Raw genomic sequence first — 19,530 nt, 5'->3', positions numbered from 1 at the left:
AGGCCTGCCCACGACGCCACGCCATCGAAGCCTCCAGCCCAAGCTGGACACCTACGAATCACACCACCTCGCGCCGCAGCCAATCACAAGCCGATTCCAGCCAGGGCTACTCGGGTCTAGCGCGCGGCCACCAGCGCCAGCGCCGCCGCCGGGTCGAGCCGGCCGTCATAGAGCGCCCGGCCGATGATCACCCCCTCGATCCCCTCGGAAGTCACGCCCGAGAGCGCCGCGAGGTCGTTGAGCGAGGCGACGCCGCCCGAGGCGATGACCGGCAGCCGCACCGCGCGCGCAAGGGCGAGCGTCGCCTCCAGGTTCACGCCGCCCAGCATCCCGTCCCGGTCGATATCGGTGTAGATGATGGCGGCCGCGCCGGCATCCTCGAAGCGCTTGGCGAGGTCGGCGGCCTGCACCGTGCTCACCTCCGCCCACCCCTCGGTCGCGACCAGCCCGCCGCGGGCATCGATGCCGACCGCGACGCGGCCGGGCCAGGCGCGGCAGGCGGCGAAGGCGAAATCCGGGTCCTTCACCGCGGCCGAGCCGAGGATCACCCGCCGCACCCCGCGCTCCAGCCAGGCCTCCACCGTCGCCATGTTGCGGATGCCGCCGCCGAGCTGCACCGGCACGCCCGGGATGGCCGCCAGGATGGTCTCGACCGCCGCGGCATTGGCCGGACGGCCGGCGAAGGCACCATCCAGGTCCACCACATGCAGCCAGGGAAAGCCGAGCGCGGCGAAGCGCCGGGCCTGCGCCCCCGGCTCGGAGGAATAGACGGTGGCTTTCGTCATGTCGCCGCGCTTGAGGCGAACCACCTGCCCGCCCTTGAGATCGATGGCGGGATAAAGCGTCAATGCCATGTGGCCAGTGTCCCGAAGCCGAAATGCGCCAGGCTGTGGCGCCCTTCGGCTGCGCGCCACTGGCCGTTGCTGTCGGGGCAAGGCCGCGCCACCCCGCGGCGGCCTGTCCCCCCGGGGCGCTGCCACGCCGGTTGGCTCGCGTGGCAACACCCCCGCCTGCTGTCCGCAGAGCGGGGCCATGCGCCAGGGCGTTTCCGCCCCGTGCCGATCCGCTCTAGCGGCCCATCACCTGCCCGGTGCTGCGGCCACGGCCGGGCTCGAGCAGCTTGTAATAGAAATGCCCGGCGACGGTCCGCCCGTTGACCCGCGCATAGGCGGGATGGGTTCCCCAGCGCTCATAGCCGAGCGTCTCGAACAGCGCGATGGCGGTTGTCTGCGTCTCCCGCACATCGAGGTTCACGACCCGGTGCCCGAGCGAGGCCGCGCGCTCCTCCACCCGCCGGATCATCAGCCGCGCCAGGCCATGACCGCGGGCATAGGGCGCGATATAGGCGTGGGTCAGGGTGGCGCCGAAGGCCTGCGCCTCGTTGTTGCGGGGCGGGCGCACGAGCTGGGCGCTGCCCACCACCAGGCCGTCCAGCCGGGCGATGAACAGCTCGCGTTCGGGCACCAGCATGACGCCGCGGAAATGCCGCTGCAGCGCGGCACGGCCCTGCGGCTCGATCCAGCCGAAGCCGCCGCCCTCGATGATGGCGGCGTCCGTCGCTTCGCAGAGCTCGGCCATGTCATGGTCGTCGAGCTCGGTGACCCGCTCGACCGAGAGCTCCGGCCGGTGCGGCGTCCTGGCCTCCACGAAGCCGGCGAGGGCGGGAGGCTCCTTCGGGGCGCTCATGGCGCCCACCGGAGGAAGTTGGCGAGGATGCGCAGGCCCACCGAGGCGCTCTTCTCCACATGGAATTGCGTGCCGGCGACATTGCCGCGCCCGACGATGGCGACGACCGGGCCGCCATAGTCGGTGGTCGCCAGCACCTGCTCCGGACCATAGCCGCTCAATGCGTAGGAATGCACGAAATAGGCGTGTTCGCCCGGTGCAATTCCCGCGAGGAGCGGATGCCGGCCCGCGATGAAATCGAGCGTGTTCCAGCCCATCTGCGGCAGGGGCAGCGGGGCGCCATCCGGTCCCTTCGGGGCCATCGGCGCCATCTCCCCCCTGATCCAGCCGAGGCCGGGGGTTACGCCGTGCTCCAGCCCGCGCTCCGCCAGGATCTGCATGCCGACACAGATGCCCAGAAGCGGGGTGCCGGCGGCGACGCGCCGCTCCAGCGCCGCGACCATGCCGGGGAGCGCGGTGAGGCCGCGCATGCAGGCGGCGAAGGCGCCCTGGCCGGGCAGGACCAGGCGATCGGCCGCCAGCACATCGGCCGCGTCGCGGGTGACCGCGGCGGCGATGGGGATGCCGGAATCGGCGGCGGCGCGGTCGAGCGCGCGGAGCACCGAGGCGAGGTTGCCCGAGCCGGGATCGACCACGGCGATGCGCATCGCGCCCCCGGCGCCCGGGGCCGGCGCCATGCTCATGCCAGCACCGCCCGGGCGAGGTCGGGCCGCGCCTCGATCAGCCGGGCCAGCGCCATGTCCTCATCCGGCGCGGCGACCACATGCGCGGCCGGCCGGCCACGGCGGGCGAGGGCGGCGCGGCGCAGGTCCTGGGCATGCGCGCCGAGCAGGAATTGCAGGGCGAGGGCGGCGGGCAGCGCCGCCGCCTCCGGCACCAGGGCGGCCAGCAGCAGGACGAGGCCGAGATAGGCCGCCGCCTCCAGCCAGAGCCGGTGCACCAGAAGCCAGGGCAGGGCGAGGAAGAAGGCCCACCAGGAGAAGCCCTCCCGCACCAGGACGGGCGGTCGGGCGGTCGCGTTCGGCTCCCGCGCCGGGCTCTCGGCCCCGCGCGGCAAATGGACGGTCCAGATGCGCATCAGCCTTCCAGGACCCCCTTCGTGGAGGGCACCGCATCAGGGGAGCGCGGGTCCGTCTCCACCGCCATGCGAAGGGAACGGGCCAACGCCTTGAAGCAGGCCTCCGCGACATGGTGCGCGTTGGTGCCCGCCTTCAAGGCCACATGCAGGGTGATGCCGGCGTTGAAGGCGAAGGCGCGGAAGAACTCCTCGAACAATTCGGTGTCCATCTCCCCCACCTTGTCGCGGGCGAAGGGGACGGACCAGGCGAGGAAGGGCCGGCCGGAGATGTCCACCGCGGCCTCGGCCAGCGCCTCGTCCATCGGCAGCAGGGAATGGCCGTAGCGGCGGATGCCGCGCTTGTCGCCGAGCGCCTTCCGGAGCGCCTGGCCGAGCACGATGCCGACATCCTCCGTGGTGTGGTGGAAGTCGATGTGCAGGTCGCCCTTGGCCTCGACGGTCAGGTCGAACAGGGCATGGCGGCCGAGCGCCGTCAGCATGTGGTCGAGGAAGCCGATGCCGGTCGCGACCCGCACCTGCCCCGTGCCGTCGAGAGCGAGGGTGGCGCGGATGTCGGTCTCGGCCGTGGTGCGGGCGATGGTGGCGGTGCGGGCGGCGGTCATCGGCGCCTTCCTACGCCCCGGGGCGGGGGGTCGCAACGGGTTGTGGCGGCCTGCCATCCTTGCGCGACAGGTTCGGAGGCGGCTGGCCGGGGCAGGCGGAATAGCCCGTTCGGCCCCTCCCGTTGCCCCCGGCCCCGGAAAGGCCCACATGCGGGCGCATGTCTGCGCATTCCTCCCAAGCCCAGCCGGACCTCGCGGGCTGGCACGGCACCACCATCCTCTCGGTCCGCAAGGGCGGCCTCGTCGCCATGGCCGGCGACGGCCAGGTCTCGCTCGGCCAGACCGTGGTCAAGGGCAATGCCCGGAAGGTCCGCCGCATCGCCAATGGCCGTGTGCTGGCCGGCTTCGCCGGCGCCACGGCGGACGCCTTCACCCTGCTGGAACGGCTGGAGGCCAAGCTGGAGCGCTTCCCCGACCAGCTCGAGCGCGCCTGCGTCGAGCTCGCCAAGGACTGGCGGAGCGACCGCTACCTGCGCCGGCTGGAGGCGCTGCTGGCCGTGGCCGATGGCCGTCGTTCCCTGCTGCTGACCGGCCAGGGCGACGTGCTGGAGCCGGAGGACGCCATCATCGGCATCGGCTCGGGCGGCAATTACGCCCTGGCCGCGGCGCGTGCCCTGCTGGCGGTGGACGGGCTCTCGGCCGAGGAGATCTGCCGCCGCGCCATGAAGATTGCCGGCGACATCTGCGTCTACACCAACGGCAACATCACCCTCGAGACCCTGGAAGCGGCGTAGGAGCATGCCCGTGGAAGCCGTGAACCTCTCGCCGCGCGAGATCGTCTCCGAGCTCGACCGCTACATCGTCGGCCAGAAGGACGCGAAGCGCGCCGTCGCCATCGCGCTCCGCAACCGCTGGCGCCGGCAGCAGCTGCCGGACGGGCTCCGCGAGGAGGTGGTGCCGAAGAACATCCTGATGATCGGCCCGACCGGCTGCGGCAAGACCGAGATCGCCCGCCGCCTGGCGAAGCTGGCCAATGCCCCCTTCCTCAAGGTGGAGGCGACCAAGTTCACCGAGGTCGGCTATGTCGGCCGCGATGTCGAGAGCATCATCCGCGACCTGGTCGAGGTCTCCATCACCCAGACCCGGGAGCAGTCCCGCAAGTCGGTCCAGGCCAAGGCGGAGCTGGCGGCCGAGGAGCGGCTGGTGACGGCGCTGGTGGGCGAGGGCGCCTCGGGCGAGACGCGGATGAAGTTCCGCCGCATGCTGCGCGAGGGCCAGCTGGAGCAGCGCGAGATCGAGGTGCAGGTCGCCGACCAGGGCGGCGGGCTGCCGATCGGCATGATCGACCTGCCGGGCAACCAGGGCATCCAGATGCAGAACATGCAGGAGATGCTCGGCAAGATGTTCGGCGGCCGCACCAAGCCGCGCAAGATGACGGTCGCCGATGCCCGGCAGGTCCTGCTGAAGGACGAGGCCGACAAGCTGGTGGACCAGGAGGAGCTGACGCGCATCGCGGTCGCCAATACCGAGAACAACGGCATCGTCTTCCTCGACGAGATCGACAAGATTGCCCGTGGTTCCGACAACGGCGTGCGCGGCGGTGATGTGAGCCGCGAGGGCGTGCAGCGCGACCTGCTGCCGCTGATCGAGGGCACGACGGTCACTACCAAGCATGGCCCGGTGAAGACCGACCACATCCTCTTCATCGCCTCGGGCGCCTTCCACCTCTCCAAGCCTTCCGACCTGCTGCCGGAACTGCAGGGGCGGCTGCCGATCCGGGTGGAGCTCGCGGCCCTGACCCGGGACGACATGCGGCGGATCCTGACCGAGCCCGAGCACTCGCTCATCAAGCAGTATGTGGCGCTGCTGGGGACGGAGGGCGTGACGCTCGATATCGGATCGGATGCGGTGGACGCGATCGCCGACCTTGCGGCCGACATCAACGCCCGGGTCGAGAATATCGGCGCCCGGCGCCTGGCGACGGTGCTGGAGCGGCTGCTGGAGGAGATCAGCTTCACCGCCAGCGACCGCCCGGGCGAGCGGGTGCCGGTGGACGCGGCCTATGTGCAGGAGAAGGTGGCGCCGCTGGCCAGCAGCGCGGATCTGAGCCGCTACATCCTGTAGGGGCTGCCCGCGGTGCGGCGCGTTCCGGCCGGAACGCGCCGTGGGGTGACCCCCTGGCCGTGCTCAGGCGCCCGGCCGCGCCGCCCCCTGCCCCGCGCCCATCGCGTCCCACCAGGGGCAGACGTCGCTCATCCGCTGGTAGTTGCCCTCCATCACATGCAGCGGCGCCCGGCGGACCGGCTGCGGCGGCAGGGGCGGCGGCGCATCCCCGGGCGGCGGCCCGTCGCCCAGGCTGTCGAACAGCCCCTGATGGCCCCAGAAGCTGCCGAGGCTGGTCATCTCGGCCGGCTGCCAGGTGGCGTCGTCCACCTCCCGCCCGCCCCAGCCATACTCGACCAGCAGGGGCGAGGGGCTGCGCATGTAGAAGGAGGTCATGAGGTCGTTCGGGTGCCGCCCGAGCGTCGCCGCGACACTGCCCGGCTCGCGGAGCGCCAGGTCATAGCCCTGGCCGACATCGTCGAAGGAATAGAGCTCGAGCATCAGGTGGTGCGCCAGCCGCGCCGGGCCCTCCACCAGCGCCAGGCTGTGGTGCCGGGCGTTGACGTGCAGGAAATACGCCTTCACCGGCGCGCGCATGTAGTCGCTGACCCGGAAGCCCAGCAGGTCGCGGTAGAAGGCCAGCACCGGGTCGAGCTGCGGCACCATCAGCAGCATGTGGCCCATCCCCAGCGGGCCGGCGCGGAAGCCCGCGATGTCCCGCCCGGGCCGGAAGGGCGCGTCCGCCACCTGTGCGCCATGGCAGGCCTCCACCCGGTTGCCGGCGGGATCCTGGAAGGAGATCAGCCCGGCGACGCAGCGCTGGTCGGCGGCGGCGCGGCTCTCCTGCCGGACGGCGGTACCGGCCGCCTCCAGCCGCGCCGCCAGGGCATCCAGCGCGGCGGCATCCGCCACCTCCCAGCCCAGCACCGCCTCGCCCTCCGGCCGGTCGCCATGGATGATGAGGCGCTGCTTGCGGTCATCCATGCGGAAGGCGCGCAGGGCGCCGCCGCGATCCACCGCCTGCATGCCGAGCCGGCCGGTGGCGAAGCCGGACCAGTCGTCGAGCCTGGCCGCGCCAAGCCCCAGATAGCCGAGTGCCTGGACCGTCATCCGCCGCCTCCCCTTGTCCATGGCTGCTGCGCCGCAGCCTTGGTGGCCACGCTAGGCAAGGGCCGGCGTGATCGGCAATTATGGATGCCGCCATCAATTTGACGGTGCCGTGAAACCCTGTCGGAGGCGCGGCTTCGTTCTCCGCCCGCGCGCGGTTATGCTCCGCCCTGTCACCCTCCCCTTGCGAACCCGCCGCTCACCCCAGGGTTCACCCTCTCACCATGAGCCAGACCGACCGCAGCCTCCCTGCCCCCACCCTGCCCGATGCCGCCCTTGCCGAGCTCGACGCGGCGGTGGTGGTGCTGGAGGGCAGTTCGCTCCCCGTCCGCCTCGCCGCGCTGGTCGGCGGCTCGGTCGAGGCGCTGAAGCGCCGCCTGCCGGAGATCGCCCAGCGCGGCCTCGACGGCGCCGTCCGCCGGGCGCTGACGGCCGCGATGCGCGCCGCCCTGCTCAGCGATCCCGGCCGCAACCCGACGCGCCTGCCCACCGATTGGCTGCATCGCGGCCTGCTCGCCGCTTCCGGCGCGGCCGGCGGGGCGCTCGGCTTGCCTGGCACGCTGATGGAGCTGCCGGTCTCCACCACCCTGCTGCTGCGCCAGGTGGCAGCGATCGCGGCCGAGCAGGGGGAGGACCTGTCCGACCCCGCCGTGCAGGCGGAATGCCTGAAGGTCTTCGCCCTCGGCGGCCGCAGCCCGGAGGATGACGAGGCCGAGAGCGGCTATTTCGCGCTGCGCCTCGCCCTGGCCGAGGCGGTGCAGGGCGCGGTCGGCCGGGGCCTCGCGGCCTTCCTGCCGGGCCTGCTCGGCGCCGTCGCGGCGCGCTTCGGCGGGCCGGTCGCCTTCAAGCTCTCGGCCCAGGCGGCGCCGGTGGTGGGGGCGGCCGGCGGGGTGGCGGTGAACCTCGCCTTCCTCGAGCATTTCCGCGCCATCGCCCGGGCGCATTTCACCGTCCGCCGGCTGGAGCGCCGGCACGGCCCCGCCCTGGTCCGCGCCGCCTATGAGCGGCTGCGGGAGCGCCCGGCCGTCGCCTGACCCCGGTGGCGGGCGGGGCTGGCCCCGACCCCTTGGCGGACGCTGCAGCCCGGCCCGGCGCCGGGAGTCAGGCCGCCGGCCGCCGGCGGCCGGCGCCTCCGCCGCCACAGCCGCCGGGCCAGGAAGGCGATGCCGCCCAGGCCGGCCAGCACGATCAGCGCGATTCCCGCCGGGTCGCGCTCGAGCTCGAGCGCATCCACCACGAAGGCAACCGCCGCGACCGCCGCCACGGCGATGAGAACGGAAACCATCGCGCCCGTGATCCGCAGCGTCATCCCGCGCAGTCCTCCCCGCCCGGCGCAGAGCTTCCTCCGGCCGTCAGGAACAACATGGTGGCCTGAGGGGGGTTCTGGCGCAGCCCTGTCCGGGCGCGCGGGCGCCGTCCGGGCCCGGCGCGTCACCCAACTGCCGCTTGACCTGCCCCGCCGCGGCGGGCCAAAGGGCGTCGCGCGCGCCCCGGCAGGGCCGCGCGCCCCCCGAGTTGTCCTGGAGACCCTGATGGACGAGGCGAGCGGAAGTAGCCGCACGCATCACCAACGCCGCGCCGCCGCGCGGCGCCGGGCCCCGCGCGCGCCGATCGCCTGACGATCCGGCCGCCTCCGCCCGGCGCGGCGCTGCGGCGCCCCGACCGGATGGAGACGGCGATGACCACGACCATGCTGCCGCCGGAGGCAGCCGCGACCCTGCACCCGGCCGACCTCGCCGCGCTGCTCGAACTGCGCCCGGCCCCCGCCGCCTGGGAGGTGCTGGCCGCGCTGCCGCTGGCGCGCCGGGCCGAGACCTTCGGCTATCTCGCGCCGGAGACCCAGACCGGGCTGGCCGCCATCGCGCCGCCGCGGGCACTCGCCGAGCTCGTCACCGCCATGGATGCCGATGAGCGCGCCGATCTCTGGGCGCGGCTGCCGGAGGCGGCGCGCGAGGCGCTCGGCCCCGCCCTGGCGGCGGCGGAGCGCGAGGACATCCGCCGGCTGGCGGCCTACCCGCCGGGCACCGCCGGCGCGGTGATGACGAGCGAATATGCCGTGCTGCGCCCCGACCTCACGGCGCGCCAGGCGATCGAGGCGCTGCGCGGCCAGGCCGCCTCGAAGGAGACCATCCAGGTCGCCTATGTGCTCTCGCCCCAGCGCCGGCTGCTCGGCACCGTGACGCTGGAGGATCTGGTGCTCGCGGCCGCGGACCGGCGCGTCGCCGACCTGATGCGCACCGACCCGCCCTGCGTCCATGCCACGGCGCCGGCGGAGCAGGCGGCGCGCGTGGTCGCGCGCTACGACCTGCCGGCGGTGCCGGTGATCAATGGCGGGGAGGCCATGGTCGGCATCGTCACCGCCGACGACGCCATGGACGTGGCGGAGGCCGAGGCGACGGAGGATTTCCAGAAGGCCGGCGGCACCGGCGGCCTGGAGGCGGGGCTGCGCGCGGCCGGCGTGGCGCTGCTCTACCGCAAGCGGGCGGGCTGGCTGGTGGCGCTGGTCTTCGCCAACATCCTCTCGGGCGCCGGCATCGCCGCCTTCGAGGAGACGATAGCCGCGCATCTCTCGCTCGTCTTCTTCCTGCCGCTGCTGATCGCGAGCGCCGGCAATGCTGGCTCCCAGGCCGCGACGCTGACGGTGCGGGCGCTGGCGACCGGGGAGGTCGGGCTGTCCGACTGGGGCCGGCTGCTGGGGCGGGAGGTGCTGGTGGCGCTGGCGCTCGGGCTGACCATGGCGGTCGCGGTCTCGGCCATCGGTTTGTGGCGGGGCGGGCCGGAGATCGCCCTGGTCGTGGCGCTGACCATGGTGCTGGTGGTGCTGGCCGGCAGCCTGGTCGGGCTGTCGCTGCCCTTCCTGCTCGACCGGCTGCGGCTGGACCCTGCCTCCGCCAGCGCGCCGCTGGTGACCTCGATCGCCGATGTCGCGGGGGTGCTGATCTACTTCACCATGGCCGCGGCCCTGCTGCCGATGCCGGGCGGCTGAGGCCCGGCCCCGGAACACCCGCGACCTGCCCTCGTTACCGCCGCAGGGCACCGCGCCCCGGAGGAGGCAGGCCATGGCCGAGGCGAAGACGACCACCAACCACGACGAGATCCGCACATGGGTGGAGGCCCGGGGCGGCCGGCCCACCGTGGTCAAGGGCACCGAGGGCAAGGATGGCGAGGGCCTGCTGCGCATCGACTTCGCCGAGCCGGACGACAAGCTCCAGCCGATCGACTGGGACACCTTCTTCCAGACCTTCGAGGACCGGCAGCTCGCCTTCCTGCATCAGGACAGGACGGCCGAGGGCAAGGAGAGCCGCTTCTTCAAATTCGTCCGCCGGGATGCGGAGAGGTCGCGCGGCTGATCACAGCCGCATCGCCGCCCGCAGCAGGAAGGCCAGCAGCCCGACCGCGCCGACCCCGGCCGCCCAGAGCGCCACGAACCACAGCAGCCGGCGCGGCATGCTCACGCTAGAGCAGATCGCCGGAGGCCGTGAACGACCGAAGGCGTGAATCTGCTCGGAAAACAAGGAGCTACAGCGGATGGGCGTTCAGTTCTGAACGCAATCCGCTGTAGGCCGCATGACGGCCGACGCGTTCCTGCGGCCTCAGTCGCCGGCGCCGCTCTGCGGCCTGGCGACGCGCCACCCGGCGCGGCGCCCCCGGTGCCCATGGAAGACGCCCCCGGCGGCTGCAGGTCAGGACTGATGCGGAGCGGTATCAGTGATAGCCCTCCCCGGCTTTGATCTTGCCGCGGAACAGCCAGTAGACATAGGCGGTGTAGGCCAGGATGACCGGGATCAGCACCACCGCGCCCACCAGCATGAAAAGCTGCGAATCGCGCGGCGCCGCGGCCTCCCAGATGGTGATGTCGGGCGGCACGATCATCGGCCACATGGAGATGCCGAGGCCCGTATAGGCCAGGAAGAACAGGCCGAGGGCGCAGGCGAAGGGAATGCCGTCCCGCCAGACCATGCGGCGGTTCTCCGGGTTGTGCCCTGCCTCCCCAAGCCCGCGGAACAGCCGCCAGGCCAGCACCACCACCAGCACGGGCACCGGCAGCGCCGTGAGGATCACCGGGAAATCGAACCAGCGCTCCCGGAACTGCGGCAGCAGGAAGGGCACGATCGCGCTGACCAGGGCCATGAAGCCGAGCGTCAGCCAGGTCAGCCGCCCCGCCAGCGCGCGCACCTGGTCCTGCAGCTCGCCCTCGGTCTTCCAGACCAGCCAGCAGGCGCCGAGCATCCCGTAGCCGGCCAGCAGCGCGGCGCCGGTCAGCACCGAGAAGGGCGAGAGCCAGTCCCACCAGCCCCCGGCATAGCTGCGTCCCTCGACCGCGATGCCCTGCACCAGCGCGCCGAGCGCGATGCCCTGGCAGGCGGTCGCGACATAGCTGCCGCCGGAGAAGGCGCGGTCCCACCACAGCAACTGCCCCGGCGTCGCGGCACGGAAGCGCATCTCGAAGGCCACGCCGCGGAAGATCAGCGCCAGCAGCATGACGATGATCGGCATGTAGAGCGCCGGCATGATGGTGGCGTAGGCCAGCGGGAAGACCCCGAAGAGCCCGCCGCCGCCGAGGATCAGCCAGGTCTCGTTGCCGTCCCAGACCGGCGCCACGGTGTTGACCGAGAGGTCGCGGTCATCCTTCCCGCGGATCCAGGGAAACAGGATTCCGACGCCGAGGTCGAAGCCGTCCATGCAGACATAGAGGAAGACGGCCGTGGCGATCAGGAAGGCCCAGATGGTGGCGATGGTTTCCGCGCTCATCGGCGTCACTCCGCCGCGCCGGCCGGCAGCGGCGGGCCGTCCGGCCCGCCTCCGTCGCGGCGCTCCGCCGGCTGCGGCCGCGCGTCGCGCGCGCGGTCGGGCGCGATCTGGGGCCCCGGCGTGATGCCGGCGGTGCGGATCGGCGGCTCGGTCTCCGCCCCTGTCTCATGCGGCCCGGGCGGGTGGCGGAACAGGCGGAAGAGGTACCAGAGCCCCGCGCCGAAGACGATGAAGTACACCGTCATGAACAGCGCGAGGGAGGTGAGCACCGCCGGCGCCTCGATCGGGCTCGCGCTCTCGGCCGTGCGCATCAGGCCATAGACGGTGTAGGGCTGCCGCCCGGCTTCCGTCACGTACCAGCCGAAGGTGACGGCGATCAGGCCGGAGGGCCCCATCGCCACCGCCCAGCGCAGGAACCATGCGCGATCGTACAGCGTGCCCCGCCAGCGCAGCCAGAGCGAGACGGTGCCGAGCGCGATCATCAGCAGGCCCATCGCCACCATGATGCGGAAGGACCAGAAGACCAGGGGCACGTTGGTCGGCCGCTGGTCCTTGGGGAAATCCTTCAGCCCGCGCACCTCGCCATCCGGGTCGTGCACCAGGATGATGCTGCCGAGCTTCGGGATCTCGATGCGCAGCCGCGTCTCCTCCCGCGCCATGTCCGGGATGCCGAAGAGGATCAGCGGCGCGCCGCGCTGCGTCTCCCAGTGCCCCTCCATCGCGGCGACCTTCTGCGGCTGGTAGTGCAGCGCCCAGAGGCCCTGCATGTCGCCGAAGAAGGCCTGGGCCGGCGCGACGGCGGCCGCCATCCACATGGCCATGCTGAACATCACCCGCGCCCGCTCGTTCGACCGGTCCCGCAGGATGTGCCAGGCGCCGACCGCGCCGACGATCATCGCGGTGGTCAGATAGGCGCCGGTGATGGTGTGCAGGTAGCGGAAGGGGAAGGAAGGATTGAAGATGATCGCCCACCAATCCTCCGGCAAAAATTGCCCGTCCGGCCCGATGGAGAAGCCCGCCGGCGTCTGCATCCAGGAATTGGCCGAGAGGATCCAGAAGCCCGAGATCAGCGTGCCGATCGCGACCAGCAGGGTCGCGGTGAAGTGCAACCCGCGCCCGACCCGCCCGAGGCCGAACAGCATGACGCCGAGGAAGCCGGCTTCCAGGAAGAAGGCCGTCAGTACCTCATAGGCGATCAGCGGCCCCAGCACCGGCCCGGTGCGGTCCGACCAGACCGACCAATTGGTCCCGAATTGGTAGGAGAGGACGATGCCGGAGACGACGCCCATGGCGAAGTTCACGGCGAAGACCTTCAGCCAGTAGCGGAAGAGGTCGAGATACTTCTCGCGCCCGGTCCAGAGCCACAGCCCTTCCAGCACCGCGAGATAGCTGGCGAGACCGATGGTGAAGGCGGGGAAGAGGAAGTGGAAGGTGACGGTGAAGGCGAACTGGAAGCGCGCAAGGTCGAGCGCGCTGGGAAAGGCATCCCAGAGCATCGGCAACTCCTGGCCCGGCCACAAGCCGGCGGGCTGCGCGACCTTCGCGACCACGCGCGCCCGGCGCCACCGCTTCGGCGCCGGATCGCAGTCACGTCGCCGCTACCCGGCACCCCCGAATGTGGCTGTCGCCCGGAGTCATCAGGCCACGGCGCGCAGCCGCGAGGCCTGTTCCACCCGCACGGCCTGCACGCCGATCACCTGGCCCATATTGCCGGCGACGAGATGCACCATCTCCGCCGGCATCGCCTCCAACACGAACTCGGCATGGACCACATCGCCTTCGCGCACGGCATGCACGGCATCCGCCATCAGGTCGCGCTTGGCGAGCGGCTGCAGCAGCCGCGGCAACAGGCCGGGCGAGGCATCGGCGGTCACGAGGAAACGGGCAGGAACGAGGTCGGTCATCGGGAAGGCTCCGGTTCGGGCGCGAGGGGCAGGGAGGAACCCGGCAGCGCGGCACGCGCCGCCCCAGGCGACGCGGCTCAGGCAGCCGGGCCGGTAATTCGCGCGAAGGAACCGAAAGCGACGGACGACATGGGCCCAGCCTAGCCGCGATGCCGCCCGGCTGTACAGGCCGGATTCCCTGTCAAGCGCATGTCAGTGGCCAGAACGGCAATCCGCCCGCAAAACGGAGAGACTTCCGGAGGCTAACAATGGCCCGCTTCCCGCACCGGCCGGCATGAGCACGGCCCAGACCGCCCTGCCGCACGCCCCGGCGGCCGCCGGCCAGGCGGGCCTGCCCTGGACCGCGCTCTGCCTCCTGCTCTCGGCGCTGGTCGCAGCCGGCCTCCTGCTCGCGCCCTATCCGCCGCTGCAGGATTTCTCGGAATGGGCCTATCAGGGGCACCTGCTGGCGCGGCTGTTCCAGGGGCTGCCGGTCGGCGATCTCCGGCTGGCCACCGCCCCCATCCCGAACAGCTCCGTCCAGCTCCTGCTCGGCCTGCTGTCGCTGGCGATGCCGCCGGCGATCGCGGCGAAGCTCTTCCTGCTCGGCCTCGTCCTCGGCGCGCTGCTGCTCGCGCTCGCGCTCGGCCGTCGCTTCCAGCCCCGGGCGCCCGGCGCCTTCGCCGCGCTGCTGCTCACCGCCCTCTTCTTCAATGCCGGCTTCTGGAACGGCTATGCCAATTTCCAGCTCGGCATGCTGATCCTGGGCGCCTGGTTCCTGCTGGAGAAGGAACAGCAGGGGCGCGCCGGCACGATCCTGGCCTTCAGCCTGGCGCTGTTCTTCACCCATGCCATGGTCTTCGCCGCCTTCGGCATCCTGCTCGGCCTGACGGCGCTGCTGGAGCGGCGCCTGCGGGCGACCGTGCTCGGCCTGCTGCCCGCCGCCGGGCTCACCCTGTGGTATGTGGCGGCCGGCGCCGGGGGCGACGCGACCGAGCCGCAGGGCAGCGGCGGCCTCGCGGCCTTCCTGGCCTACAAGCTCTACACCCTCGCGAAGCTCGGCCCGTACCACAATTTCGTCTTCGCCGAGGGCGGCGACCTCGCCTTCCGGCCCGCGCTCTACTGGGCCGGGGCGGTGATGAACCTGCTCTTCGCCGCCGGGCTCGCCCTCGCCCTGCTGCTCGGGCTGCGGGAGGCCATCCGTGCCCGCCGCCTGCCCTGGGCGCCGCTCGCCGCCGGGGCGGTGCTGCTCGGCGCCTTCTCCCTGCTGCCCGACCTGGCGCTGAACGTGGTGAATCCGGGGGAGCGGCTGATGCTGCCCGCCCTGCTGATCCTGCTGCTGGTGCTGCCCCTGCCGCCCCTGCTGCTCCGGGCGCTCGGCCTCGGCGCCGTCATCCTCGGCGCCTGCGTCCTGCTGCTGGTGGCCACCCCGCAGGACTGGCAGAGGCCGGTGCACTACACGGAGCTGGAGGGCAGGCGCGCCGAGCAGTTCCGCCACCGCCCGACCGCCTTCGCCTGCAAGTGGGAGGAGATGCAGCGCAGCGCCCGGACGGGCGAGGCGCCGCGGCAGCCGATCTCCTTCGCCACCTCGCTGCTGGTCGGGCAGACCTATGCGGGCTGCACCGGCCGCCCCGGTTGAGGCTGGAGGCCGTGATGGGTGACCCTTGCAGCGCAGGCGGCAGCCTGTGCTGAGGCGGCTTCTGCCGCCCGCCGCAACTGCGGCGCTCTTGCCAGGATGCGGTCACGCATTCCGGGCCCTTGGTAAGGCTGGCAGCCCCGCACCATCTGGCCAGGGGCTCCGGCCGCAGGGGGCAGGCCGGGCGGGAACCCGGTCCGCCTCCGTGACTGCGCGCAGGCGCCGGTCAGGCCCGGCCGAGCAGGCCGGTTTCCCCGCGCCCGACATCGCTGCCGGCCGCGAGGTGGCGGGCGCGGGCCCCGGCGCCGGGCGTGCCGCGCCGGATATCACCCGTCGCGTGCCGGCCGGGCGCGACGAGCCGGTCCGCGACCTCGCCGGCGACGAAGGCGTAGACCGCCTTGTGCAGCAGGTCGACGGCCTGCTCCCCCGCCGGCCAGGTCCAGGGCGGGGCGCCGACGCCGGTCGCATTCTCAAAGCTCTGGTCGTTGAGCAGCCGGAGATTGAGGAAGAGGAAGGAGCCCATCGGGCCGCGGATCCCGCGCTGCGCCATCACGGCCCGCACCAGGCCCAGCAGGACGCCCTGGCCCCAGTGCATGGCCCAGTTCAGCCCCAGGCGATCCCGGTCCGGCCGCCGCGGCAGGCCGAGCAGGCGTTCGAGCGTATGCGCCGGGACGTAGGAATTGGGCCGCCCCGTGACCGCCTGCTCCAGCTTCTCCGCCAGCGTCATGGCGGCGACGCCCGCCAGGCCGGCGAGGAGGCCCTGCGCCACCAGCGCGGGCAGGGCGGGAGGGTGGTGTCGGCTCTGCGGGGCCATGCGCGCCTTCCTCTGCGATCCGGGTGCCGGTGACGGCGGCCTGCCAACACCCCGCCGCGCCACCCGGTTCCGGGAGAGGGCCGGATGCATCCGCTTCCGGTTGGAACCGCCGCCGGCCGCGCCGCCTTGGGCCGGTGGCGGCGCGCGTGGCGGGCAGGCGCGGCGAAGCGGAAGGGACAGGGACGATGACGACGGCGAAGAAGGCGGACCAGCGCGCGGCGGAGAAGGGCTCGGGCCAGGGCGGCACCAGCAATGCCGGCGGCACCGCGACGGGACCCGGCAGCTCCTCGGCCAGCGCGCAGGAGAAGGGGAACCAGCGCGAGATCGGCGGCAGCGGCAGCGCCAAGGCGGATGCCGGCCGGCCGGGGCACAAGACCAGCGGCTGAGCCGCGGCCGCGCCACCCGGCGCGGGGCGGAAGGCGCCGCCCGGGGAGGCAGGGATGACGGTCTTCTTCACCAGCGACACGCATTTCGGCCATGCCGGCGCGCGGGCGCTCTACCGCCGCCCCTTCGACTCGGTCGCGGCGATGGATGCGGCGATGCTGGCGCGGTGGAATGCGGTGGTGGGGCCGGCGGATGAGGTCTGGCACCTCGGCGACTTCGCCCTCGGGCCCGGCCCCGCCACGATGGCCGCGCTGCTCGACCGGCTGCAGGGCCGCAAGCACCTGGTAACGGGCAACAATGACGGGCCGGCGACCACCGGCCTGGCCGGCTGGGCCAGCCTGCAGCCCTATGCCGAGCTGACCCTGGACGGGGTCGGGCTGGTGCTCTGCCACTACGCCTTCCGCAGCTGGCGCAACATGGGCCGCGGCTGGCTGAACCTGCATGGCCACAGCCATGGCCGGCTGGCGCCCATGCCACGGCAGGTGGATGTGGGGGTGGATGCCTGGGACTTCCGGCCGGTGACGCTGGCCGAGATCCTGGCCCGGCCGCGGCGCCGGGCGGCGCCGCCGGCGGTCGGGAAGGACGCGGCCGCCCCGCCGGATGACAGGAACCCTGCGCGGCCGGGCCGCCGGCCCCACAGTGGCTGTTGACGCTACAGCGGATGCGCGTTCAGGTCTGAACGCGATCCGCTGTAGCCCATGAGCGACCCCCCCCATTGCTGGGCGGTGTGCTCCGCAAAGCCTGGCCGGAGCAGATCGCGGACGGGCGCGAACGCCCGGAATCGTGACTCCGCTTGAAAAACGAGGAGCTGCCGCGGGTGCGCGTCCAGTTCTGAACGCCCATCCGCTGTGGACCGCACCGGCAGCGGCGCCCGGCAGGCATGGAACATTCGTGCCGCTGGTCATCCCCGCGCGGCAGACCGGCGCCACGCCTGGGCTTGCGGCGAAAGCGCCCGCCGGTTTCCGATGCGGCCAGGCTTATCAGTTCACCGCTTCGTCCGACGCCACGCCCCAGACCTCGGACCGCTTGATCCAGCCGCGGAAATCGCCGACGCGCGCCTCGCACCAGGGGCTCTCGGCCTCGCATTTCCGGATGGCGCCGATCACGCCGGGCTTCAGACGGGCGACGGCATCGGCACCCTCCTCCGGCCGCCGGCGCAGCACCCGTTCCTCCCCCTGCACCAGGAAGGTGCGGCGGGAGGTGAGCAGCGGCCGCTGCACCCAGCCCTCTGTCCCCTCCGGGTCACGGATGCGGCGCCAGATCTGGTGCTCCTCCACGATCTGCACCGGCAGGTCCTTGCGCTGGTAGGTCCACTCGATCTTGTAGCGAAGATCGGGGCCGATCCGCAGGTTGACCTGGTTGGAGCCGAGCGCGGCATAGCGCGGCAGCGGCAGGCCGGTGGCGCTGCCGATGGCCGGCTTCGGCGGCGGGGCGGGCGTGGGGGCCGGAGCCGGTTCGGGCTGGCGGGTGGCGCCGAGGGCGGCGGCACCGGCCGCGCCCCCGGCGGCCGCGCCCGCGGCCGCCCCGGTGGCCCGGCGGCGCGTGGCATTGCCGGTCTGGCCGGCCGGGGCGGGCTGGGCCGGCTTCGCGGCATTGCTGGTGCCGGGGCGCGGTTGGACGGTGGGCGCCGGCGGGCGGGGCGGCGGCCCGGCCTGGGGCGGTGCCGGCGGCCGGGCCGCGGGGGTGCCGGCCTGCGGCGCGGAAGGCGGCCGCGGCGGCGAGGTCGCCTGGGGCCGCGCCGGCGCCGGCGTTGCCGAGGACCGTGGCGCCGCAGCCGGCGGCGTGGCCTGCTGCGCGGGCGCGGGCGCCGCCTGCGGCGCCGGGGCCGCGGGGCGGGGCGGCGGCAGCGACCCGGGCTGGCCGAGGCTGGTCTGCCCGAGGGCCGGCGACGCGAGCAGGAGGAGGAGGGGCGGTAGCGTGGCGCGGAGGGGGCGGGTCACAACCCTGCCATGCCAAGCCTGCGGCCCCCGGGTCAAGCGCCAGCAGGGGTCAGAGCGTGACGATCTGGCCATCCCCGACCGCGGCAAGGAAGGTGGCGACCCCCGCGACCTCGATTCCGGGGGCAAGCGAGGCCGCGGGGATGTCCTCGGCGCGCAGCCCGGCCTCGCAGGCGATGCGGCGGATGCCGAGTTCCTCGGCCGCGGCGAGCAGCGTGGCGATGCCGGCGACGCCGCGCGCGGCCAGCGCCGCTTCCCGCGGTTCGGCGGCGAGCGGCGCCGTGGCGAGGAAGAGCCGGCAGCCGGCATTGGTGGCGAAGAGCGTCACCTCCCGCCCCAGCGCCGCCGCGCCCGTGGCCATGACCAGCGCATAATGCGCCCGGTCGTGGTCGCCCGAGAGCAGCAGGATGCCGAGCGTCCTGGCCATCTAGGCGCTGCAGACCAGGGGGGCCGGCTCACGATGCGCCGAGAGGTCGCGGATGGCGGCATCCTCCCCGCACAGGGCGCAGCCGGGGTCGCGCCGCAGCTTCACGGTGCGGAAGCGCGCATCCAGCGCGTCCCAGAGCAGCAGGCGGCCCGACATGCCCTCCCCGATGCCGAGGATCTCCTTCAGCACCTCGGTCGCCTGGAGCGTGCCCATCACCCCGGTGACGGCGCCGAGCACCCCCGCTTCCGAACAGCTGGGCACCAGCCCTTCCGGCGGCATTTCCGGGTGCAGGCAGCGGTGGCAGGGATGCGGCGCGCCGAGATGCGACTTGTAGGTGGAGAGCTGCCCCTCGAAGCGCAGCACCGCGGCCGAGACCAGCGGCCGGCCCAGCAGGTGGCAGGCATCGCCGAGCAGGAAGCGCGTGGGGAAGTTGTCGGTGCCGTCGCAGACGATGTCGTAGCGCGGGATCAGTTCCCGCGCGGCCTCGGCATCCATGCGGCGCGCATGGACCTCGACGGTGACCTCGGGGTTCAGGCCCGTCAGCGTCTCCGCCGCGCTTTCGGCCTTGTTGCGGCCGATGCGGGCGGTGGCGTGCACCACCTGGCGCTGGAGGTTCGAGAGTTCCAGCACATCGTGGTCCACCAGGCCGATGGTGCCCACCCCCGCCGCCGCGAGGTAGAGCGAGAGCGGCGCGCCAAGCCCGCCGGCGCCGATGATCAGCACCCGCGCGGCGCGCAGCTTCGCCTGGCCGATGGCGCCGACATCCTGCAGCAGGATGTGGCGGGAATAGCGGTGCAGTTCGGCTTCGGTGAAATCGAGGTCCATGGGAACGATATGGGGCGGCCGGGCCGGGGAGGCTACAGCGGATCGCGTTCAGGACTGAACGCCATTCCGCTGTCGCTCTCTGCCTTCCGGGCGGAGTCGCGCGTCCGGTCGTGCACGGCCTGTCGCGGTCTGCTCTACAGCGGATTGCGTTCGGAACTGAACGCCAATCCGCTGTAGACCGTTGTTTGCAGAGCAGATTCACGCTCCCGGGTGTTCACGCCCGTCCGCGATCCGCTCTAGACCCGAGTAGCCCTGGCTGGAATCGGCTTGTGATTGGCTGCGGCGCGAGGTGGTGTGATTCGTAGGTGTCCAGCTTGGGCTGGAGGCTTCGATGGCGTGGCGTCGTGGGCAGGCCT

The 19,530-nt window shown here is 72.9% G+C and carries 22 protein-coding genes; 8 read left to right on the top strand and 14 right to left on the bottom strand.

The window, feature by feature from the left end; translation table 11 throughout:
- Nucleotides 1-116: 116 nt before the first annotated feature.
- The 5 genes from hisA to hisB form a co-directional block, all read right to left on the bottom strand.
- Nucleotides 117-854, bottom strand: a complete 738-nt coding sequence (gene hisA / locus LHA35_RS25920) for a 1-(5-phosphoribosyl)-5-[(5-phosphoribosylamino)methylideneamino]imidazole-4-carboxamide isomerase (RefSeq protein WP_456316095.1) — start codon at nt 852-854, stop codon at nt 117-119.
- 214 nt (nt 855-1,068) lie between these two features.
- Nucleotides 1,069-1,578: a GNAT family N-acetyltransferase gene (locus LHA35_RS25915; protein WP_226613890.1), complete on the bottom strand. Its 510-nt coding sequence runs from the start codon at nt 1,576-1,578 to the stop codon at nt 1,069-1,071.
- Nucleotides 1,579-1,682: 104 nt separating this feature from the next.
- Nucleotides 1,683-2,333 carry an imidazole glycerol phosphate synthase subunit HisH gene (hisH, locus tag LHA35_RS25910; RefSeq protein ID WP_226613888.1) on the bottom strand — a complete coding sequence of 217 codons (651 nt, stop codon included), beginning with the start codon at nt 2,331-2,333 and terminating at the stop codon, nt 1,683-1,685.
- 32 nt (nt 2,334-2,365) lie between these two features.
- Nucleotides 2,366-2,764 (bottom strand): DUF2628 domain-containing protein, encoded by a 399-nt coding sequence (locus tag LHA35_RS25905; RefSeq protein WP_226613885.1) that lies wholly within the window; start codon nt 2,762-2,764, stop codon nt 2,366-2,368.
- Nucleotides 2,764-3,366 carry an imidazoleglycerol-phosphate dehydratase HisB gene (hisB, locus tag LHA35_RS25900; protein WP_226613883.1) on the bottom strand — a complete coding sequence of 201 codons (603 nt, stop codon included), beginning with the start codon at nt 3,364-3,366 and terminating at the stop codon, nt 2,764-2,766. The genes LHA35_RS25905 and hisB overlap by 1 nt, the downstream gene beginning before the upstream one ends.
- Nucleotides 3,367-3,524: 158 nt before the next feature.
- Between hisB and hslV the strand changes: the two genes are divergently transcribed.
- Both hslV and hslU read left to right on the top strand, forming a co-directional pair.
- Nucleotides 3,525-4,100 carry an ATP-dependent protease subunit HslV gene (gene hslV / locus LHA35_RS25895; RefSeq protein WP_226613881.1) on the top strand — a complete coding sequence of 192 codons (576 nt, stop codon included), beginning with the start codon at nt 3,525-3,527 and terminating at the stop codon, nt 4,098-4,100.
- 10 nt (nt 4,101-4,110) lie between these two features.
- Complete coding sequence (hslU, locus tag LHA35_RS25890; protein WP_338050994.1) at nt 4,111-5,430, top strand: ATP-dependent protease ATPase subunit HslU; 1,320 nt, start codon at nt 4,111-4,113, stop codon at nt 5,428-5,430.
- A gap of 63 nt (nt 5,431-5,493) precedes the next feature.
- On the opposite strand, the gene LHA35_RS25885 is transcribed toward hslU, so the two are convergent.
- Nucleotides 5,494-6,519: a VOC family protein gene (locus LHA35_RS25885; RefSeq protein WP_226613878.1), complete on the bottom strand. Its 1,026-nt coding sequence runs from the start codon at nt 6,517-6,519 to the stop codon at nt 5,494-5,496.
- Between the two features lie 221 nt (nt 6,520-6,740).
- Here LHA35_RS25885 and LHA35_RS25880 point away from each other — a divergent pair, with 221 nt between their 5' ends.
- Nucleotides 6,741-7,550: an EcsC family protein gene (locus LHA35_RS25880; protein ID WP_226613877.1), complete on the top strand. Its 810-nt coding sequence runs from the start codon at nt 6,741-6,743 to the stop codon at nt 7,548-7,550.
- Here the strand turns inward: LHA35_RS25880 and LHA35_RS25875 are convergent.
- Complete coding sequence (locus tag LHA35_RS25875; protein WP_226613876.1) at nt 7,514-7,825, bottom strand: hypothetical protein; 312 nt, start codon at nt 7,823-7,825, stop codon at nt 7,514-7,516. The two genes, LHA35_RS25880 and LHA35_RS25875, sit on opposite strands and share 37 nt — an antisense overlap.
- A 369-nt stretch (nt 7,826-8,194) precedes the next feature.
- On the opposite strand from LHA35_RS25875, the gene mgtE reads away from it, so the two are divergent.
- Together mgtE and LHA35_RS25865 are read left to right on the top strand one after the other, a co-directional pair.
- A complete protein-coding gene (gene mgtE / locus LHA35_RS25870) occupies nt 8,195-9,502 on the top strand; it encodes a magnesium transporter (RefSeq protein ID WP_226613875.1) in 1,308 nt (435 codons plus the stop codon).
- Between the two features lie 73 nt (nt 9,503-9,575).
- Nucleotides 9,576-9,866 (top strand): hypothetical protein, encoded by a 291-nt coding sequence (locus LHA35_RS25865; protein WP_226613874.1) that lies wholly within the window; start codon nt 9,576-9,578, stop codon nt 9,864-9,866.
- Between the two features lie 355 nt (nt 9,867-10,221).
- Here the strand turns inward: LHA35_RS25865 and cydB are convergent, their stop codons facing one another.
- From cydB to LHA35_RS25850, 3 genes are all read right to left on the bottom strand, one after another.
- Entirely contained in the window at nt 10,222-11,268 is a 1,047-nt protein-coding gene (cydB, locus tag LHA35_RS25860) for a cytochrome d ubiquinol oxidase subunit II (RefSeq protein ID WP_226613873.1), read from the bottom strand.
- A 5-nt stretch (nt 11,269-11,273) separates the two neighbouring features.
- The gene (locus LHA35_RS25855) at nt 11,274-12,764 is read right to left on the bottom strand and encodes a cytochrome ubiquinol oxidase subunit I (RefSeq protein ID WP_226613872.1); all 1,491 of its coding nucleotides are present in this window, start codon (nt 12,762-12,764) and stop codon (nt 11,274-11,276) included.
- Nucleotides 12,765-12,905: 141 nt separating this feature from the next.
- The gene (locus tag LHA35_RS25850; RefSeq protein ID WP_226613870.1) at nt 12,906-13,172 is read right to left on the bottom strand and encodes a hypothetical protein; all 267 of its coding nucleotides are present in this window, start codon (nt 13,170-13,172) and stop codon (nt 12,906-12,908) included.
- Nucleotides 13,173-13,446: 274 nt separating this feature from the next.
- Here LHA35_RS25850 and LHA35_RS25845 point away from each other — a divergent pair, with 274 nt between their 5' ends.
- On the top strand, nt 13,447-14,790 hold the full coding sequence (locus LHA35_RS25845) for a hypothetical protein (protein ID WP_226613868.1): 1,344 nt from the start codon (nt 13,447-13,449) through the stop codon (nt 14,788-14,790).
- A 223-nt stretch (nt 14,791-15,013) separates the two neighbouring features.
- Here the strand turns inward: LHA35_RS25845 and LHA35_RS25840 are convergent, their stop codons facing one another.
- Nucleotides 15,014-15,601, bottom strand: coding sequence for a hypothetical protein (locus tag LHA35_RS25840; protein WP_226613866.1), 588 nt, complete (start codon nt 15,599-15,601; stop codon nt 15,014-15,016).
- A 185-nt stretch (nt 15,602-15,786) separates the two neighbouring features.
- Here LHA35_RS25840 and LHA35_RS25835 point away from each other — a divergent pair, with 185 nt between their 5' ends.
- Both LHA35_RS25835 and LHA35_RS25830 read left to right on the top strand, forming a co-directional pair.
- Nucleotides 15,787-15,987, top strand: a complete 201-nt coding sequence (locus LHA35_RS25835; RefSeq protein ID WP_226613864.1) for a hypothetical protein — start codon at nt 15,787-15,789, stop codon at nt 15,985-15,987.
- 54 nt (nt 15,988-16,041) lie between these two features.
- Nucleotides 16,042-16,635, top strand: a complete 594-nt coding sequence (locus tag LHA35_RS25830) for a metallophosphoesterase family protein (protein WP_226613862.1) — start codon at nt 16,042-16,044, stop codon at nt 16,633-16,635.
- A 330-nt stretch (nt 16,636-16,965) separates the two neighbouring features.
- Here the strand turns inward: LHA35_RS25830 and LHA35_RS28830 are convergent, their stop codons facing one another.
- Genes LHA35_RS28830 through LHA35_RS25815 form a run of 3 tightly spaced genes read right to left on the bottom strand, consistent with a single transcriptional unit; the run spans nt 16,966 to nt 19,174 of the window.
- Nucleotides 16,966-17,925, bottom strand: a complete 960-nt coding sequence (locus tag LHA35_RS28830) for an SH3 domain-containing protein (protein ID WP_338050992.1) — start codon at nt 17,923-17,925, stop codon at nt 16,966-16,968.
- A 49-nt stretch (nt 17,926-17,974) separates the two neighbouring features.
- The gene (locus LHA35_RS25820; RefSeq protein WP_226613860.1) at nt 17,975-18,349 is read right to left on the bottom strand and encodes a DsrE family protein; all 375 of its coding nucleotides are present in this window, start codon (nt 18,347-18,349) and stop codon (nt 17,975-17,977) included.
- Nucleotides 18,350-19,174, bottom strand: coding sequence for a HesA/MoeB/ThiF family protein (locus LHA35_RS25815; protein WP_226613858.1), 825 nt, complete (start codon nt 19,172-19,174; stop codon nt 18,350-18,352).
- Between the last annotated feature and the right edge of the window lie 356 nt (nt 19,175-19,530).

The organism is Roseicella aerolata (genome assembly GCF_020523605.1).
Lineage (GTDB): Bacteria > Pseudomonadota > Alphaproteobacteria > Acetobacterales > Acetobacteraceae > Paracraurococcus > Paracraurococcus aerolatus.
Note: the sequence above shows the minus strand (reverse complement) of the source record. Positions and strands in the feature narration are given on the sequence as shown.

Coding starts and splice junctions, on each gene's coding strand:
- LHA35_RS25850 (WP_226613870.1), bottom strand. CDS start 13,172: ATGACCGACCTCGTTCCTGCCCGTTTCCTCGTGACCGCCGATGCCTCG.
- LHA35_RS25915 (WP_226613890.1), bottom strand. CDS start 1,578: ATGGCCGAGCTCTGCGAAGCGACGGACGCCGCCATCATCGAGGGCGGC.
- mgtE (WP_226613875.1), top strand. CDS start 8,195: ATGACCACGACCATGCTGCCGCCGGAGGCAGCCGCGACCCTGCACCCG.
- hisB (WP_226613883.1), bottom strand. CDS start 3,366: ATGACCGCCGCCCGCACCGCCACCATCGCCCGCACCACGGCCGAGACC.
- hisH (WP_226613888.1), bottom strand. CDS start 2,333: ATGCGCATCGCCGTGGTCGATCCCGGCTCGGGCAACCTCGCCTCGGTG.
- hslV (WP_226613881.1), top strand. CDS start 3,525: ATGTCTGCGCATTCCTCCCAAGCCCAGCCGGACCTCGCGGGCTGGCAC.
- LHA35_RS25905 (WP_226613885.1), bottom strand. CDS start 2,764: ATGCGCATCTGGACCGTCCATTTGCCGCGCGGGGCCGAGAGCCCGGCG.
- LHA35_RS25820 (WP_226613860.1), bottom strand. CDS start 18,349: ATGGCCAGGACGCTCGGCATCCTGCTGCTCTCGGGCGACCACGACCGG.
- LHA35_RS25880 (WP_226613877.1), top strand. CDS start 6,741: ATGAGCCAGACCGACCGCAGCCTCCCTGCCCCCACCCTGCCCGATGCC.
- cydB (WP_226613873.1), bottom strand. CDS start 11,268: ATGAGCGCGGAAACCATCGCCACCATCTGGGCCTTCCTGATCGCCACG.
- LHA35_RS25845 (WP_226613868.1), top strand. CDS start 13,447: ATGAGCACGGCCCAGACCGCCCTGCCGCACGCCCCGGCGGCCGCCGGC.
- hisA (WP_456316095.1), bottom strand. CDS start 854: ATGGCATTGACGCTTTATCCCGCCATCGATCTCAAGGGCGGGCAGGTG.
- LHA35_RS25840 (WP_226613866.1), bottom strand. CDS start 15,601: ATGGCCCCGCAGAGCCGACACCACCCTCCCGCCCTGCCCGCGCTGGTG.
- LHA35_RS25815 (WP_226613858.1), bottom strand. CDS start 19,174: ATGGACCTCGATTTCACCGAAGCCGAACTGCACCGCTATTCCCGCCAC.
- LHA35_RS25885 (WP_226613878.1), bottom strand. CDS start 6,519: ATGACGGTCCAGGCACTCGGCTATCTGGGGCTTGGCGCGGCCAGGCTC.
- LHA35_RS25855 (WP_226613872.1), bottom strand. CDS start 12,764: ATGCTCTGGGATGCCTTTCCCAGCGCGCTCGACCTTGCGCGCTTCCAG.
- LHA35_RS25830 (WP_226613862.1), top strand. CDS start 16,042: ATGACGGTCTTCTTCACCAGCGACACGCATTTCGGCCATGCCGGCGCG.
- LHA35_RS25865 (WP_226613874.1), top strand. CDS start 9,576: ATGGCCGAGGCGAAGACGACCACCAACCACGACGAGATCCGCACATGG.
- LHA35_RS25835 (WP_226613864.1), top strand. CDS start 15,787: ATGACGACGGCGAAGAAGGCGGACCAGCGCGCGGCGGAGAAGGGCTCG.
- LHA35_RS25875 (WP_226613876.1), bottom strand. CDS start 7,825: ATGACGCTGCGGATCACGGGCGCGATGGTTTCCGTTCTCATCGCCGTG.